The sequence below is a fragment of the Streptomyces ambofaciens ATCC 23877 genome (assembly GCF_001267885.1).
Classification (GTDB): domain Bacteria; phylum Actinomycetota; class Actinomycetes; order Streptomycetales; family Streptomycetaceae; genus Streptomyces; species Streptomyces ambofaciens.
Genome location: NZ_CP012382.1, coordinates 343,532 through 359,023, shown reverse-complemented (window position 1 = coordinate 359,023; position 15,492 = coordinate 343,532). Strand labels below are relative to the sequence as shown.

Below are 15,492 nucleotides of genomic sequence, written 5' to 3'. Positions count from 1 at the left end.
GAGGGATCGTGGGAATCCGTCCACGTCCCCGAAGCTAGCGGGTCAACTGGCTGCATCCACCAGGGAGACGGGGTGCTTACCTCGAAGCGGTGACAATCGGTTGAATGCGGTTTATCGGCCCGCTGCGGGGGGTCACCGCCCATCAGCGGCTGACGACCCCGGCCTCCGGCAGGGCAACGGCAACACGGACGGCAACGGCAACGGGGACGTTAGGGGCGTGATCCTCGGGTACTCGCCCGGCGTGCCGAGGCCGCGGGCTGGATGCCGGCCTCGGCCGTGACGAGTTGAGCAGAGAGGGAGGTTCCCGAATGAGCATGGTCAAGGAAGCTGTGGACGTCGAGGTTCCTGTGCACACCGCCTACAACCAGTGGACCCAGTTCGAGGAGTTCCCGCACTTCATGGAGGGTGTCGAGGAAGTCAGGCAGCTCGACGAGCGGCACAACCACTGGACCACCAAGGTCAGCGGAGTGAAGCGCGAGTTCGACACCGAGATCGTCGACCAGCTCCCCGACGAGCGCATCACGTGGCGCACCACCACCGGGGACACGAAGCAGAAGGGCACGGTCAGTTTCCAGCGCCTGGACGACACACGCACCCGGGTCGAGCTCGTCATGGACGTCGAGCCCACCGGTGTGGCGGAGAAGACCGGTGACATGCTGGGAGTGATCGACCGGCGGGTGAAGGGCGACATGCAGCGCTTCAAGGAGTACATCGAGGGCCGCGGCGGAGAATCCGGGGCCTGGCGCGGCCGCATCCGGCCGGGTGAGTGACCCTTTCCCCTTCGCTGAGGCGCGGTGCTGTCGGCGCCGGTGACCGCAAGGCGCCGACAGCACCGGCCTCGTGGCCCTGTCCTGCCCACGGCGTCGACCCGCGCCGTGGCTTGTCTGTGTGTGCGTCGGTCGAGTCCGCAGCGGTCGGATGTGCGTCGTTCAGGTCATTCGGGCGGGGCGGTGCCGGGCTCGGCCGCGGTGCGGTGACGCCTGTAGTGGCGAGCCGCTCGGGCTCGGTTTCCGCAGGACGGCTTGCACCACTCCTGCCGCCCATGGCTCTTGACGAAGTAGCGCACGCAGCGGGGGGCCGTGCAGGCGCACAGGCGTGCGCGCTGCGGGCCGCTCAGGAAGTCGATGGCAGCCCTGGCCAGGCCCGCGACAAGCCGAACGTACGGATCCTTCTCCGCCGACACCCATCGCGCGCTGGGGACTCCGTCGGCGGGCCAGTCCAGCTGCGGGGCAACGGTGTCCCGCGCCGCGCACCTGTTGAGATGAGCCAGGGCCCGGTCGACGGTCATCAGGCGATGGGCGTCCGCCCGGCTCGGGGGAGCGGGACTGACGGCCCAGGCGAACAGGGACCGGACCGCCTGTCGGAGTCCGACGATCTCGAGCCTCAGGCTCTCGTCCGCGGCGACTCCTCCGGTCGGGACGAGACCGGCCAGCAACTCCCCCTGCTCCTGGATCCATCGCGTCGTTCCCGGGACCGTGGCGAGGTCATCGGCCACGCCACCCTCTCCGTCGTGGCGGATCGTGCTCGCCAGTTCCAAGGCCGGCCAGCGTTCCATGAGACAGCCCCTTCCCGTCAGGTGCCCGGTCGCCACCGCCCTTGCGGCGGCCGACCACTTGATCGCATTGCCGCACCCACTCTAGGCTCTCTAACGGAATACGGAGAAATACCGTTAGGTGCTGGAGCGGGCGGACACCTTCCCTCACCGGGGCGGCGGCCGGGCCCGCCTTGAGAGGAGACCGCGGCATGCTGCTTGCGCACATCAGCGACCTGCACCTGGACGGCAGTGAGCGGGCCACCCGACGCGCCACCCGTGTCATGGACCACCTGCGAGCCCTGCCGCACCCGCCGGACGCCCTCCTGGTCACCGGAGACATCGCCGATCACGGCGAGGAGGCCGAGTACGAGGAGGCGGCCCGAATCCTGAGCGCCCCCTTCCCGGTGCTCACCTGCCCCGGCAACCACGACGCGCGACCGGCCTACCGCAAGGCCCTGCTCGGACAGGAACCCGACGACGGTCCCATCAACCAGGCCCACCACGTCGACGGAACCGCGATCCTGATGTGCGACTCCACCATTCCCGGCAGCGACCAGGGCCTCCTGGACACCGGGACCCTCGCCTGGATCGACACCGAGCTCACCGCACTGCCGCAGGACACCCCGGCACTGATCGCCTTCCATCAGCCGCCGGTCGCACTCCACCACCCCCTGCCCGACTCCTACATGCTCGAAGAGCCGGAACGACTGGCCGACCTGCTCGCCGCCCACCCGCAGGTCGCCGCCGTCCTCACCGGCCACGCCCACACGGCGGCCGCCTCGACGTTCGCCGCTCGCCCGCTGATCGTCGGACCGGCCGTCACCTGGACCCTGCGCCTGCCCTGGGAGGGCGACCAGGCGGCGGACCGAGACCAGCCGCCCGGTCTCGCGTTCCACATCCTGGACGACACGCGGCGCCTGACCACCCATTACCGGGTCGTGATCTGACCGGCGCTCCATGACGCCCGGGGCGTGGTCCCTCCTGGTCGATCTGGAGGTGTGGCTGCACGCCCTCGCCGCGGACCTCGCCACCGCCACCGGGGCGGACCGCCCGGTCGTCCCGGACGGCCGGAACTGACCGGGGATACGTGGCGGTCGATGAAGTCACGGACGCTCCGTGAACTCGGCGGCGTGATCGGCCGCCCATCGGTGCAGGGTTCGGGGCGCCGTCCCGAGGATGTCGGCGACCGAAGTGGTGACGTACGCCGGCCGCCCGACCGCCGCGCTCCACGCGGCGAGCAGCATGTCGACGGTCGAACGGGGCGCGTCCTTCGACAGGTTCCGGAACTCGGCCGGGGTCATCTCCTCGAACGCGATCCGTCGCCCCAGGGCGTGACCGATGACCTCCACTTGTGCCGCCTGGGTCAGCGACTGGGGGCCCGTGAGGACGTAGTCGCCTCCGACGTGCCCGTCGTGGTGGAGCGTCAGCGCCGCGACGGCTGCGACGTCGCGGTCGTCGACCGGTGCCGTCTCGGCAGCCCCGTAAGGCCACCGGACGGCCTGACCGGCCCGGATCGCGGGCGCCCACCAGGCCGGCGAGTTCGACGCGAGCATTCCCGGACGGATGATCGTCGTCTCGAGTCCGGCCGCCGCGATGAGCCGCTCGATGTCGGCGTGCAACCTCGCCATCGCGTTGGGCTGCTGGAAGAAGGGATGCGGGGTCTGGTGCGGGGAGGAGAGGAACACGACCCGCCGCACGTGACGGGAGAGACGCTCGACGACTGCTGCGGCCGTCTCGGGTGGGGCGGTCCAGACGAGGAAGACCGCACCGGCACCGTGCAACGCCGGTTCCAGCGACTCGGGCACGGTGAGGTCGCCGGTGAAGACCTGCGCCTTCGCCGGCAGCGTCGCGGCCGTCCCGGAGCGGTGGGTGAGGGCGCGGACCGGTACGCCCGCGTCGAGGAGGAGGTCGGTGACGAGGCGGCCGATCCGACCCGTTGCGCCGGTCACGAGCACAGGAGGGGTGTCTGCGTGAGTCATGGCGCCATAAAAACGTTACTGAGTTAAAAAAGCAACTCGATTACATATGTTACCCTGGTCAGATGAGCGAGCCGACGGGACTGCGAGCCCGAAAGACGGAGCGGACGCGCGAGGCCATCGGCGACGCGGCCGTCGCCCTGTTCCTGGAGCACGGCTTCGACCGCGTCTCGGTCAGCGACATCGCCGCCGCCGCCGAGATCTCCAAGCCGACGCTCTTCCGGTACTTCCCCACCAAGGAAGACCTGGTCCTGCACCGGTTCGCGGACCACCAGGGCGAGGCGGCACGCGTCGTACGTGACCGCGGCCCCGGCACCGAGCCGGTGACGGCGCTGCACCGGCACTTCCGCTCCGGTCTCGATCGCAACGACCCCGTCACCGGCCTCAACGACCACCCCGAGGTGGTGGCCTTCCATCGCCTGGTGTTCACGACGCCGAGCCTGGCCGGGCGGCTCACGCGATACCAGCTCGAGGACGAGGAGTCGCTGGCGGACGCCCTCGGCACGGGCGTGCGGGCGCGTCTTCGGGCCGCCCAGGTACTCGCGGTCCAGCGGGTGCTCGCCCGGACCAACTGGCAGAAGATCGCTGACGGTCGGAGCGCGGACGACGTCCACCCCGAAGCCGTGGCCGACGCCGACCTGGCATTCGATCAGCTGCGGTGACGACCGACACTGCCGGCCGCATCTGAGCGGGGGACCGGGGCGCGGCCGGATCCGTGTCGTATGTAGCGTACGAAGATGACGAACAGCCAACGCATCGCGGACCAGTTGGACCGGCACTGGCAGAAGAACCTGCGGCCGCGGCTGCAGGGCCTTGCCGATGAGGAGTACTTCTGGGAGCCGGTGCGTGACTGCTGGAGCATCCGCCCCCGCGGCACGTCGGCCGCACCGATGCCGGCGGGTTCGGGGGAGTGGACGATGGACTTCGCGTCCCCCGATCCGGTGCCGGCGCCGGTCACCACGATTGCCTGGCGGCTGGCGCACATCATCGTCTCCTGCCTGGCTATCGGGTCGGATGGCACTTCGGCGGCCAGGACGTCGACGCCCGGACGTTCCCCTACGCGGGGACCGCTGACGAGGCCCTGAAGCAGCTCGATGAGATGTATGGGAGATGGGACGCGGGGGTCCGTGAACTCTCGGACGCCGACCTGGAGAACCCGCCCGCGGTGGGCCCCGAGCGGTTTCCCATGGAGGGCATCGTCCTGCACGTCAACAGGGAACTGATCCATCACGGCGCCGAGATTTCCCTGCTGCGCGACCTCTACCGCCGGCAGGACGGGGCCGGACCGCGCCGCATATGACTTCGCGTGCCGTCGGGGGCACCTTGGTCACAACCCCTGTCGTCGTGCGTGCCGGTCGGAGCGTCGTCGGACGGTGAAGAGGCAGGCGAGCATGCCGAGGGCCCAGGCGATCAGGAGGGCACCCCACAGCGGCATGGTCACGATGGGTACGAGCAGGCGGATCTCCACACTCGAACGGTTCTCGAAGATGAAGACCAGAGCGACCGCCGTGATCAGGGTGAAGGGTATGAGGCGGCGGACAGCGGGGCGGGAAAGGAACGACCTGTGGGTCTTGTCCGTGCTTGCCTGAGTCATGAGGTGTCTCTCCCTCTCATTGCCCCCTACGTCCAGCGTCCCCCGAGCACACGTCGCGGTGGCGGTGACGCCGGTGATCCGCCGCGCCGTCAACGCGACTGGCGTTCCCCGGACAGGTCGTACAGGTTGCCGCCGCGCTGCACCACGCACAGGGCCCAGATGATGAAGCCGGAGATGGTGATCATGACGACGGACCACACCGGGTAGTACGGCATGGAAAGGAAGTTGGCGATGATCACCAGAGCGGCGATGGCGACCCCGGTGACACGCGCCCATACCGCCGTCTTGAGCAGCCCGACACTGACGACCATGGCGAGTGCGCCCAGAACGAGGTGGATCCAGCCCCAGCTGGTGAGGTCGAACTGGAAGACGTAGTCGGGCGTGGTGACGAAGACGTCGTCCTCGGCGATGGCCATGATGCCCCGGAAGAGGGTGAGCAGCCCGGCGAGGAAGAGCATCACGGCGGCGAAGGCGGTCAGACCGGTCGCCCATTCCTGTCTCGCGGAGGGTGCCGGGTGGGTGTGTGTGGCGGTCATCTCGGACCTCGTTTCGTGGGATGGGGGTGTTTCAGCGAGCGGAAGCGCCGGTGCCCGCCGTGGTCGCGCCTCCTGCCGGCCCGTGACCGGACAGGACCAGTTCCTTCGCCCTCCGGAACTCCTCGTCCGTGATGGCACCCCGGTCCCGGATTTCGGAGAGCCGGGCCAGCTCGTCGACGCTGCTCGACCCGCCGGTCGCGGTCTTCCTGATGTAGGCGTTGAACTCCTCCTGCTGCGCACGGGCCCGGGTCGTCTCCCGGTGCCCCATGTTCCTGCCGCGGGCGATCACGTAGACGAACACGCCCAGGAAGGGCAGGACGATGCAGAACACCAGCCAGCCGGCCTTCGCCCAGCCGCTCAGTCCGTCGTCCCGGAAGATGTCGGTGATGATGCGGAACAGCAGGACGAACCACATGATCCACAAGAAGATCATCAGCATGGTCCAGAAGGCCCCCAGCAGCGGATAGTCGTACGCCAGGTAGGTCTGAGCGCTCATGTCCGTCCTCCGTCCTCCGTCCCGGGCGCGGCCCGGCCGCCGTTCGTACTGACTTCAGGCTCCTGACCGGTTCACCGCGTGACATCACCCGTCACGGGTGACCGAGCCGTGGCGGCCGTCGCGTTCAGGTTCTGGTCATCGGGCCATGGTCACCGGGACGCGCCCCGCGCAGCGCGGACCGCAGGCCCAGGGCGACCACCGCCTCGGCCAGACCGAGCAGTGTCAGCCACGGGCCGAGAAGTCGGGTGAGGGCGCGGGCCGATTCTGCGGGCAGCGCGAGGACGACGATCCCCGCGACGACGGCGAGTACCGCCATCCCCATGACGAGGCCGCGGTGCGGCAGGTTCTCGGTGACGAGGGCGGCGTAGAGGGTGAGGATGCCGGACACCAGCCAGACCATCCCGACGATCAGCGAGAGCGCGGCGATGGTCTGCAGCGGATTGCGCAGGCACAGCACCCCGGCCAGCACGTACAGCACGGCCAGCAGGAGCCCGGGCAACCGCTCGTGTCCCTGCCGCGCGAAGACGGCGACGAACCGGAACACACCGGCCGACAGCAGATACAGGCCGATGAGGACGGCCAGGACATGCAGGGTCGCCTCCGGCCAGACCAGGACCAGGACGCCGGGGACCAGCGTCGCGACGGCCGATCCCATGAGCCAGGTCCAGGAACCGCCGAGCCGGGCGAGCACGTGCGCAGGGTCGTCCATGGCTCCGGGAACCGCCCTGCCGGACCCGCGCCCCCGGCCGGTGGGTTCCGCCGCATCACGGGGCACGGTCATGGCGCCTCCTCATGGACCGGCCGGTCGTCGCCGGACCGCCCGACGGGGACGGTCGGTGACGCCGGAGGACTGGTACGGATCCGTTCCAGGGTCGGGGCGGGCACTGGGGCCGGGGTCACCCGTCAGGGGTGATCCCGGCCTGCCGGCCGGGCGGGATGGTGGGACGTGCGAACATCCGCCCACCGGCGCCCGGACGAGACGAAGCGACGTGAGCGACCTCGATGCCGGAAGGTGCGCTGCTCGTCGGTGTCACCGCGCGGGTGCTGACGAGCGCGGTGCAGGCGGGGCTGGACCGACAGCACCGGGAGCCGACGGCTCCGCCGCGCTCCGGAGCCGGGCGCGTGGAAGAACCGGAGGCCGGACCATGACGATACCCAGCGCCTTCACCGCCTCCCTGCCGCCGGCGGAGCGAGCCGCGTACGGCAGGAAGGCCCGGGAACGGGCCTCACGTTCGTGCCACGGCTGGTACGAGACGGAACCACGGCGGGGCGACCCGGTCGAGGTGCTGGAGCGCCAGTCCGGCGAGCGCGTCCGGGCGCTGGTGCCGATCCGCTACGGCCGCATGCTGGAGTCGCCGTTCCGCTTCTACCGCGGCGCGGCAGCGATCATGGCGGCGGACCTGGCACCTCTGCCCAGCAGCGGACTCAGGGTGCAGTTGTGCGGGGACGCGCATCCGCTGAACTTCCGGCTCCTGGCCTCACCGGAGCGTCGGCTGGTCTTCGACATCAACGACTTCGACGAGACCTCGCCCGGCCCCTTCGAGTGGGACGTCAAACGGCTGGCGACCGGGTTCGTGATCGCGGCCCGGGCGAACGGCTTCTCGCCCAAGGAGCAGAACCGCACGGTACGGGCCTGCGTGCGGGCCTACCGGGAGCGCATGCGGGAGTTCGCCGGCATGCCGACCCTGGACATCTGGTACGCCCAGGACGACGCCGACCACGTACGGCGACTGCTGGCGACGGAGGCCGCGGGGGAAGCGGAGCACCGGCTCAGGGACGCGGCCGCGAAAGCCCGCACACGCACCCACACGAGGGCCTTCGCGAAGCTCACCCGCGTCACGGCCGAGGGCCGGCGCATCACCCCCGACCCGCCGCTGATCACCCCGCTCGTCGATCTGCTCACCGACCCGGCCGAGGCCGGCCGGGAGGAGGAACTGCGGTCCGTGGTGAACGGCTACGCACGGACCCTGTCGCCCGAGCGCCGGCACCTGCTGCGCCACTACCGGCTCGTGGACATGGCCCGCAAGGTGGTCGGCGTCGGCAGCGTCGGCACCCGCTGCTGGGTACTGCTCCTGCTCGGCAAGGACGACGACGACCCGCTGCTGCTCCAGGCCAAGGAAGCCTCGGAATCGGTGCTGGCCGCCCACACGGGCGGCGAAGGTCACGACAACCAGGGCCGCAGGGTCGTGACCGGCCAGCGTCTGATCCAGACCACCAGTGACATCTTTCTCGGCTGGACGCACGTCACCGGCCTCGACGGGAAGGGCCGGGACTTCTACGTGCGCCAGCTGTGGGACTGGAAGGGCATCGCGCGGCCGGAGACCATGGGCCCCGACCTGCTCTCCCTCTTCGCCCGGCTGTGCGGCGCCTGCCTGGCGCGGGCCCACGCCCGCTCGGGCGACCCCGTCGCGCTCGCCGCGTACCTGGGTGGCAGCGACCGCTTCGACCGGGCGCTCACCGGGTTCGCCCAGTCCTACGCGGACCAGAACGAACGCGACCACGAAGCCCTGCGGGCGGCCCACGTCTCCGGCCGGATCACGGCCGCCCGGTCGTGAGGCACCCGAGAGCAACGCGCGGGACGGCGTACACCGTGCGTCGGCGTCATTCCGGAAGCTGCCGCATCTCCATGACGCGCAGGCCCAGTGACTGGCAGCGTGTGAGCAACCCGAAGAGCTGGGCGTCGTCGATCACCGAGCCGAACAGGACGGTCTGGCCGGACATGAGGACGTGCTCCAATTCCGGGAACGCGTTGGCCAGCGTCTCCGACAGGTGTCCCTCGATGCGGATCTCGTAGCGCACGAGCGGTCCTTTCCACCGGACGGGCTCGGGACACCGTCCGAGGCTCCGGGGCGGACGGTGCTCTCTGTGACGATCCTGCGCCTGGTCGCCCTCCGGCGCCCTCACCCGGTACAGGTGAGTCCGGCCGCACAGTCAGTGCGTCAGTGCCCCGAGTGCCTCAGTGCGTCAGTGCGATCTTGACGACGACGATCACCAGACCGAGCAGTACGTTGACCGTCGCGGTGGTGGCCACCAGCCGTCGCGAGGCGCCCGCGCGGTGCGCGGCTGCGACGGACCAGCCCACCTGTCCGGCCACGGCGACGGACAGCGCCAGCCACAGGGCGCCCTGAACCTCCAGCCCCAGCACGGGGCTGACGGCGATCGCCACGGCCGGAGGCACGGCGGCCTTGACGATCGGCCACTCGTCGCGGCACACACGCAGGATCACCCGCCGGTCCGGAGGGCGCCGCGCGAGGCGCGCTCCGAACAGTTCGGCGTGCACGTGGGCGATCCAGAACACCAGGCTGGTGAGCAACAGCAACAGGACCAACTCGACACGGGGGAACGATCCCAGGGTGCCGGCGCCGATCACGACGGAAGCCGCGAGCATGGAACCGTAGACGCCGCCGGTGTAGTCCGCGTGGGCCCGGTGGTCGGCGCGGCGCTTGCGTCGGTCCGAGGCCCAGTCGACCTTGCTCGCACTCCTGGACACCAGGTCTCCTTCCGAGGTCGGCCCGCCGGTCCGGCCTCTCGCCGGGTCGGTCCGTTGCGCTGCCGCACGTTCCTGCCATCGCACCCGGCGGTGACGCCGAGTGCCTCACCCCTCGCGGGGGAGGTCACAGGAGACCGAGGTCGCGCGCCCGGCGTACCGCGTCGCTGCGCCGGTTCACCGCCAGCTTCCGGTAGACGCTCTTGAGGTGGGTCTTGACCGTGTTGACCGACACGTACAGATCGCCCGCTATCTCCTCCGTGGACATCATGCGCGCCAGCCGTCGCAGGACGTCACGCTCGCGTCCGCTCAGCTCCGCCGGGACCAGAAGCGCGGGATTGGGCAGGGGCCGCGCCGGCTCACCGTGCTCTCCCGGCCGGCCGGACAGGAGCCAGCCCTCGGCGAGTTCGCGCGGCGGGGATGTGTCCAGCAGCGGTCTGATCCAGTCTCCCGCCTGGAGGAAAGGACGCCGCAGACGCTCGCGCCGGGCGTCGAGCAGGGCACGTGCGACGAGCCGGCGGGCGGTGACCGTGTCTCCCGACTCCTGCGCCACCCGGGCCCGCACCAGCGCCGCCCCGACGCTCACCGCGGGGCCGGTACGTCCCTCGGCACGCACGGCACCGAGCACTTCGGCCGCCGCACGGGGGCGCCCGGCGGCGACCTGGATCGCCGCCGCTTCCACAGCGCACACCGGTTGGTCACCACGGACGCCGCGGAGAAGTCGTACGGCTTCGTCCGGCCGTCCGTCGGCGAGGCAGGCGGCGGAGCGGACGACCGCCGAGTGACTCTCCGCCCAAGGGGACGCCACCGCCGTGGAGAGGGCCGGTTCCGCCGCCTCGGCGGCTGCGTGCGTCTCACCGTCGTCGAGGAGAAGGCGTGAGACGGCAAGGGCCCGCACCGCCGTCGGCACCGGATCGTGCTCCCGCGCCGGGAGCCGGGCCGTCTCGTCGAGCAGGACCCGGGCCCGGTCCAGTTCCTGTCGGTCCACGGCCACCGCGGCCAGGACCAGCCGGCCGAGGCCGGCGCCGGGAGGCCGGGGCAGACCCGCCCGCTCCGCCTCGGACACCGCGGCCAGAGCCCTGCGTTCCGCCCGGCCGAGCCAGCCGTTCACGTAGTCGAGCAGGGCCAGGTGCCCCATCGACTCCACGCGGGGCAGGACGGTGGCGGATCCGCCCGGGGCACCGGCCACACGGGTCAGCACGGCACGTGCGTCGTCGAAGCGGCCTTCCCACAGACGGGCCGAGCCCACATGCGTCAGCAGCAGGCCGGTCAGTTCCGGATGCGCCTCCAGCAACTGTTCCGGCAGGTCCCGGCGCAGTTCCTCGGCCGTCGCGGCTGCCTGCTCGGCCTTCGGGGGGCATCCGGTGAGCCGGGCGGCGAGTGCCTCCAGCAGCGTGCAGCTCAGCCGGGCCGCCGCCAGGCCGGGAGAAGCGTCGGTGGCGGACAGCCTTTCCTGGGCCCGCCGCAGCCGGCCCAGACCGTGATCGAGGTCGCGTCGGGCCAGTGCGACGGCCGCCCGCACGAGGTCGCTCGCCGGGCTCCCCGCTTCGGGCCCCATGCCGGCGAAGAGCTGGACGAGAGCGTCCGAACGGAGGCCCGTGAAGAGCTGCCCGATCGCCAGGTCGTCGACGAGCGCACCGGCGGCCAGATCGAAGTCGCCGCCCGCGGCTCCATGGGCGAGCGAGTCCGAAAGGAAGCCGCAACGGCGCAGCCATCGCGCCGCTCGCAGATGCAGCTCCGCCTCCGCCCCGGGCATGCGTTCGCGCAGGTGGGCCCGGAGTATCTCCCGGAAGAGCGGGTGCAGCCGGTACCAGGAGTGCCCCAGCCGCTCGATGAACGCGTTCTCGCGGTGCAGCCCGGCGAGGAGGGGTTCGGCGTCCGTCCGCAGCGTCAGGGCGTCGGCCAGGTCCGGGCAGAAACGGTCCAGGACGCTGACCCGCAGCAGCAGATCCTGCATCTCCTCCGTCCTTCCCTTCAGGACCTCCGCCAGCAGGAAGTCCGCGACCGTGCTGTGGTCCGCCTCGAACTCCTTCAGGTACTGCTCGGGGTCGGTGCTCTCCCCGGCCGCCAAGGCGGACAGCCGCAGCCCGGCGGCCCAGCCCCGGGTGCGGTCCACCAGAGCGGAGGCGGCGTGCGCGGGAAGGTGCAGTCCGTGCAGTCGCAGCAGCGCGTCGGCTTCTTCCGGGGTGAAGGACAGCTCGGCGCCGCGGATCTCGGTCAGTTCGCCGGCGGCCCGGTAGCGGTGCAACGGGAGCAGCGGCTCGGTGCGGGTGACGAGTACGAGGCGCAGTCCCTGTCCGGAGTGGTGCAGGACGAACTCCAACTGCTCCGCGACCTCAGGGACGGTCATCCGGTCGTACTCGTCGAGCACGAGGACCACGGGACGGTCCCGGGCGTTCAGCTCGGCGGCGAGCGAGGCCAGCAGCCCGCGTCCCACGCCGCTGGAATCCGCGGGCCCCCCGGCGGCGCCGCCCGCCCGTGCCCCGCACACGCGCAGGGACTCGAAGACATAGGCCCAGAAGACACCGGGCCGGTGATCTCCGGCCTCGACGGTCAGCCAGGCGACCGGCAGCCGCAGCGTCGCGGCCCAGTCGGCCGTCAGGAGCGTCTTGCCGGCGCCGGCCGAACCGTTGACCAGCGTCAGCGGTGTGCGCAGAGCCTGATGCAGATGCAGGACCAACCGCTGCCGCCGCAGGAAGGTGGCGGGCCGGGAGGGGAGGGTGAACCGTGTGCGCAGGTAGGGATCGCCCAGCGGGTCGGTGCCCGCGTCGGCCGGTGCCCGGGCAGCCCTGCCCTTGGCCGTGCCCACGCTCCTCACCTCCGCGGCCCCGGACCGCCGTCGGTCGTCTCCACGCCCATGCGGGAGTGCGGACTCCGGTCGGTCGAGGACTGCTCCGGCGGGCACAGAACCTGGCTGAGGAGGACGGGTGTACCCGGGTAGGCGATCCAGCGGCACATCGTGACGCCCCTTCCGGCGGCGAAGGCGCCACCGCGGCCGCCGACTGCGATGGTCCACAGCCCCGCCGCACGGCAGACGTCGTCCCGCTACCGCTACCAGTATCGCTTCCGGCAGCCATCCGGGCATGCGGACGGACCGTGCCCGTGGTCGCGCGCTGGAACGGCGCCTCACCGACGCCGGGGAGCGCGTCGGCCCCGTGCTCGCCGGTGGCCGGGACGAGGCGCCTGCGCCGTGAGCGCGGGCGGTGCCTTCGCGTCGTGACGGGGCCGCCGCGGCAGGACGCCGGCGTCCTTCGATGTACGCCGTCCGACGGGGCTGGTCACGCCGCGGAGACGGGACCGGGCGGGATGTGGACGGTCATGATCAGGTGACACGTCGCGGTGCCCGAGCCGCGGTAGGTGTGAGGGGCGTCGCCGTCGAACGTGGCGGTCTGCCCGGCTTCGACCGCGTGCTCGGTGCCGTCGACGACGAGCACCATCTGCCCGGTTGTGACGCTCACGGTCTCCACGACACCGCTCTGGTGCGGGTGGCTGGGGTACTCCTCGCCCGGTTCCAGTCTCCAGCGCCACACCTCGACCGGGGCCGGTCCCGACGTGGTCAGCATGAGCCGTGCCTCGCTGCCCTTCTCCCCGGCCCACAAGGGCATGACGGCATCGGCGGACACGACCCTCACGCGGCCTTCGGCGGGCCCTTCCATCAGCGAGGACACCGAGATGCCGAGGGTGTCGGCGAGGCGGACCAGGGTGGCGAAGTTCGGGTTGCCCTGGGCCTTCTCCAGGGCGACCAGGGCGCCCTTGCTGACCTTGGCGCGGCGGCCGAGTTCGTCCAGGGACAGCCCGGCGCGGGTGCGGGCCGCGCGGACGTTGTGCGCGAGCGTCCGCAGTGCCGCGTCGGTCTCGGCCATCACTCTCACCCTTCAGGCAGTGGTTCAGTGCACTGGGCCGTGCGGTCGTTCGGTTGACGACTATCGGTCGGTGCGTTGTACGGTGTGGTCGTTCCGTTGATAGTAAGGGATGCACCCGTGATCACGGCCCTGTATCCGGCCGACACCGTCCTGCTCGCCCGCGGCGTCCTCGCCGAGCGGATCCCCCGGGCCGGCTGATCGGCCTGGGCACCGCCGCCGTCGCCGTCAGCCTCCTCGCCCTCACCTGACCCGCCACCTCGACCACCCTCCTGGAACGGACCACTGATGACCGTCTTCCGTATCACCCCCGCCGTCGCCGACACCTTCCCCGACACCCTCATCGCCGTCGTCACCGCCACCGGCCTGCGCGGTGGAGAGCCCTGGCCCGCCACCGCCGCCGCCCTGGAGGACCTGGAGGCTCAGCTCGCCGGCGGTGCCTGGCAGCCCGCCGACGAGAACGACCCGCGCATCGAGGCATGGCACGCCGCCTACCGTTCCTTCGGCACCAACCCCCGCCGCATCCGGCCCAGCGTCGACGCCCTGGGCCGCCGCATGGTCAAGAAGGGCACCCTGCCCCGAATCAATCCGGCCGTCGACTCCTACAACTCCGTCTCCGTCCGCCATGGCCTGCCCGCCGGTGCCTTCGACCTGGACCACGTCACCGGCGACGTCGACATCCGTCACGCCGACGGCACCGAGACCTTCACCCCGCTCGGCGAACCGGGCACCACCGAGATCCCCAAGCCCGGCGAGATCATCTACACCGACGCCACCGATGTACTCACCCGGCACTGGAACCACCGTGACGCCCACCGCACCCGCGTCACCGAAGCGTCCACGCACGTCGCCTTCGTCCTGGAGACCGTCGCGGCCACCCGCGACGGGCACCTGCTCAAGACCGCGGCCGACGAACTGCAGACCCTGCTCGAGCCGCACTGCGAGCGGAGCACCGTGCACCACCTCAGCCCGGCACACCCCGACACCACCGTCTGACCGGCACCGTCTGGCCCGCCGACCCGCACGGCGGCACGGGCCAGGGGTGACCGCGCGGCCCACCACCGCTGAAGGACGACCCCGCATCCCTTGGAGTTCCCCTTGTTCACCGGCCTGAGCGCTTTCCCGCTCACTCCCGTCCCCGGCAACGGCAGCGTCGACGAGAAGGCGTTCGCCGCGCTGGTCGAACGGCTCGCCGTCGCCGGCGTCGACTCGATCGGGGCACTGGGATCCACCGGTTCCTATGCCTACCTGACCCGCGAGGAACGCGCCCGCGTCGCCCGTATCGCGGTCGGGCACGCCGACGGGGTGCCGGTCATCGTCGGCGTCGGCGCGCTGCGCACCCGTCAGGTGCTCCAGGCCGCCGAGGACGCGCAGAACGCTGGGGCCGCCGGAGTTCTGCTGGCGCCGGTGTCCTACCAGCCGCTGACCGACGACGAGGTCTTCGGCCTGTTCGAAGAGGTCACCGCGAACCTGTCGATCCCCCTGGTGATCTACGACAACCCCCGCACCACGCACTTCACCTTCACCGACCAGCTGTATGCGCGCCTGGCCTCGTTGCCGCAGGTGGCGTCCGTCAAACTCCCCGCGCTTCCCGCCGACCCGGCCGAGGCCCGGGCTCGTGTGGAGCACTTGCGTCGGCTTCTGCCCGCCACGGTGACGATCGGCATCAGTGGAGACGCGGCTGCAGCCCGGGGCCTGAACGCCGGATGTGACACCTGGTACTCGGTGATCGGCGGCACCTTCCCCGAGCCGGCCCTCGCCCTCACCCGCGCAGCCCAGGCGGGCCGGCACGAGCACGCCCTTCAAGAATCCCAGCGGCTCCAGCCCCTGTGGGACCTGTTCGCGCGGCACGGAGGATCCTTGCGGGTCGTCGCCGCGGCCGCCGCTCACCTGGGCCTCACCTCCCACCACAACCTGCCGCTGCCGCTGCGCGGCCTGAACGCCGAGGAACGCGCCCGCGTCGCCACCGTGATCGAGCAGCTGCGGCTCAACACCTGACGATCTGCCGC

General features: G+C 71.3%; 16 protein-coding genes and 2 pseudogenes. 8 read left to right on the top strand and 10 right to left on the bottom strand.

Going from position 1 to position 15,492, the window contains the following annotated elements:
• Nucleotides 1–308: 308 nt before the first annotated feature.
• Entirely contained in the window at nt 309–770 is a 462-nt protein-coding gene (locus tag SAM23877_RS01685; protein ID WP_053126176.1) for an SRPBCC family protein, read from the top strand.
• Nucleotides 771–934: 164 nt separating this feature from the next.
• Here SAM23877_RS01685 and SAM23877_RS01680 read toward each other — a convergent pair whose 3' ends face one another.
• On the bottom strand, nt 935–1,555 hold the full coding sequence (locus tag SAM23877_RS01680) for a CGNR zinc finger domain-containing protein (protein ID WP_053126174.1): 621 nt from the start codon (nt 1,553–1,555) through the stop codon (nt 935–937).
• A 188-nt stretch (nt 1,556–1,743) separates the two neighbouring features.
• On the opposite strand from SAM23877_RS01680, the gene SAM23877_RS01675 reads away from it, so the two are divergent.
• Nucleotides 1,744–2,481 (top strand): metallophosphoesterase, encoded by a 738-nt coding sequence (locus SAM23877_RS01675; RefSeq protein ID WP_053126172.1) that lies wholly within the window; start codon nt 1,744–1,746, stop codon nt 2,479–2,481.
• A gap of 156 nt (nt 2,482–2,637) precedes the next feature.
• Here the strand turns inward: SAM23877_RS01675 and SAM23877_RS01670 are convergent, their stop codons facing one another.
• The gene (locus tag SAM23877_RS01670; RefSeq protein ID WP_063796767.1) at nt 2,638–3,513 is read right to left on the bottom strand and encodes an SDR family oxidoreductase; all 876 of its coding nucleotides are present in this window, start codon (nt 3,511–3,513) and stop codon (nt 2,638–2,640) included.
• Nucleotides 3,514–3,575: 62 nt separating this feature from the next.
• Between SAM23877_RS01670 and SAM23877_RS01665 the strand changes: the two genes are divergently transcribed.
• Nucleotides 3,576–4,172: a TetR/AcrR family transcriptional regulator gene (locus SAM23877_RS01665; protein WP_053126168.1), complete on the top strand. Its 597-nt coding sequence runs from the start codon at nt 3,576–3,578 to the stop codon at nt 4,170–4,172.
• Nucleotides 4,173–4,247: 75 nt separating this feature from the next.
• Nucleotides 4,248–4,810 (top strand): annotated as a pseudogene (locus SAM23877_RS01660) (DinB family protein).
• Nucleotides 4,811–4,837: 27 nt separating this feature from the next.
• On the opposite strand, the gene SAM23877_RS01655 reads toward SAM23877_RS01660, so the two are convergent.
• The 4 genes from SAM23877_RS01655 to SAM23877_RS01640 form a co-directional block, all read right to left on the bottom strand.
• Complete coding sequence (locus SAM23877_RS01655) at nt 4,838–5,104, bottom strand: hypothetical protein (protein WP_053126166.1); 267 nt, start codon at nt 5,102–5,104, stop codon at nt 4,838–4,840.
• Between the two features lie 89 nt (nt 5,105–5,193).
• Complete coding sequence (locus tag SAM23877_RS01650; protein WP_053126164.1) at nt 5,194–5,640, bottom strand: DUF7144 family membrane protein; 447 nt, start codon at nt 5,638–5,640, stop codon at nt 5,194–5,196.
• 31 nt (nt 5,641–5,671) lie between these two features.
• Nucleotides 5,672–6,136: an SHOCT domain-containing protein gene (locus tag SAM23877_RS01645; RefSeq protein ID WP_053126162.1), complete on the bottom strand. Its 465-nt coding sequence runs from the start codon at nt 6,134–6,136 to the stop codon at nt 5,672–5,674.
• A gap of 124 nt (nt 6,137–6,260) precedes the next feature.
• Nucleotides 6,261–6,917, bottom strand: coding sequence for an HdeD family acid-resistance protein (locus SAM23877_RS01640; protein ID WP_053126160.1), 657 nt, complete (start codon nt 6,915–6,917; stop codon nt 6,261–6,263).
• Nucleotides 6,918–7,281: 364 nt separating this feature from the next.
• On the opposite strand from SAM23877_RS01640, the gene SAM23877_RS01635 reads away from it, so the two are divergent.
• Nucleotides 7,282–8,691: a DUF2252 domain-containing protein gene (locus SAM23877_RS01635; protein ID WP_053126158.1), complete on the top strand. Its 1,410-nt coding sequence runs from the start codon at nt 7,282–7,284 to the stop codon at nt 8,689–8,691.
• A 46-nt stretch (nt 8,692–8,737) separates the two neighbouring features.
• Here the strand turns inward: SAM23877_RS01635 and SAM23877_RS01630 are convergent, their stop codons facing one another.
• The 4 genes from SAM23877_RS01630 to SAM23877_RS01615 form a co-directional block, all read right to left on the bottom strand.
• Nucleotides 8,738–8,935, bottom strand: a complete 198-nt coding sequence (locus SAM23877_RS01630; protein ID WP_053126156.1) for a hypothetical protein — start codon at nt 8,933–8,935, stop codon at nt 8,738–8,740.
• A gap of 157 nt (nt 8,936–9,092) precedes the next feature.
• Nucleotides 9,093–9,626 (bottom strand): hypothetical protein, encoded by a 534-nt coding sequence (locus SAM23877_RS01625; RefSeq protein ID WP_053126154.1) that lies wholly within the window; start codon nt 9,624–9,626, stop codon nt 9,093–9,095.
• A gap of 124 nt (nt 9,627–9,750) precedes the next feature.
• Nucleotides 9,751–12,441 (bottom strand): winged helix-turn-helix domain-containing protein, encoded by a 2,691-nt coding sequence (locus SAM23877_RS01620; protein WP_162492085.1) that lies wholly within the window; start codon nt 12,439–12,441, stop codon nt 9,751–9,753.
• A 460-nt stretch (nt 12,442–12,901) separates the two neighbouring features.
• Complete coding sequence (locus tag SAM23877_RS01615; protein ID WP_053126150.1) at nt 12,902–13,486, bottom strand: helix-turn-helix domain-containing protein; 585 nt, start codon at nt 13,484–13,486, stop codon at nt 12,902–12,904.
• Between the two features lie 117 nt (nt 13,487–13,603).
• Here SAM23877_RS01615 and SAM23877_RS41935 point away from each other — a divergent pair.
• The 3 genes and pseudogenes from SAM23877_RS41935 to SAM23877_RS01605 form a co-directional block, all read left to right on the top strand.
• Nucleotides 13,604–13,734: pseudogene (locus tag SAM23877_RS41935) on the top strand (EamA family transporter); the annotation flags it as partial.
• A gap of 37 nt (nt 13,735–13,771) precedes the next feature.
• On the top strand, nt 13,772–14,479 hold the full coding sequence (locus SAM23877_RS01610; protein ID WP_053126148.1) for a B3/B4 domain-containing protein: 708 nt from the start codon (nt 13,772–13,774) through the stop codon (nt 14,477–14,479).
• Nucleotides 14,480–14,569: 90 nt separating this feature from the next.
• Nucleotides 14,570–15,481 carry a dihydrodipicolinate synthase family protein gene (locus SAM23877_RS01605; RefSeq protein WP_244902894.1) on the top strand — a complete coding sequence of 304 codons (912 nt, stop codon included), beginning with the start codon at nt 14,570–14,572 and terminating at the stop codon, nt 15,479–15,481.
• The last annotated feature ends 11 nt before the right edge of the window (nt 15,482–15,492 follow it).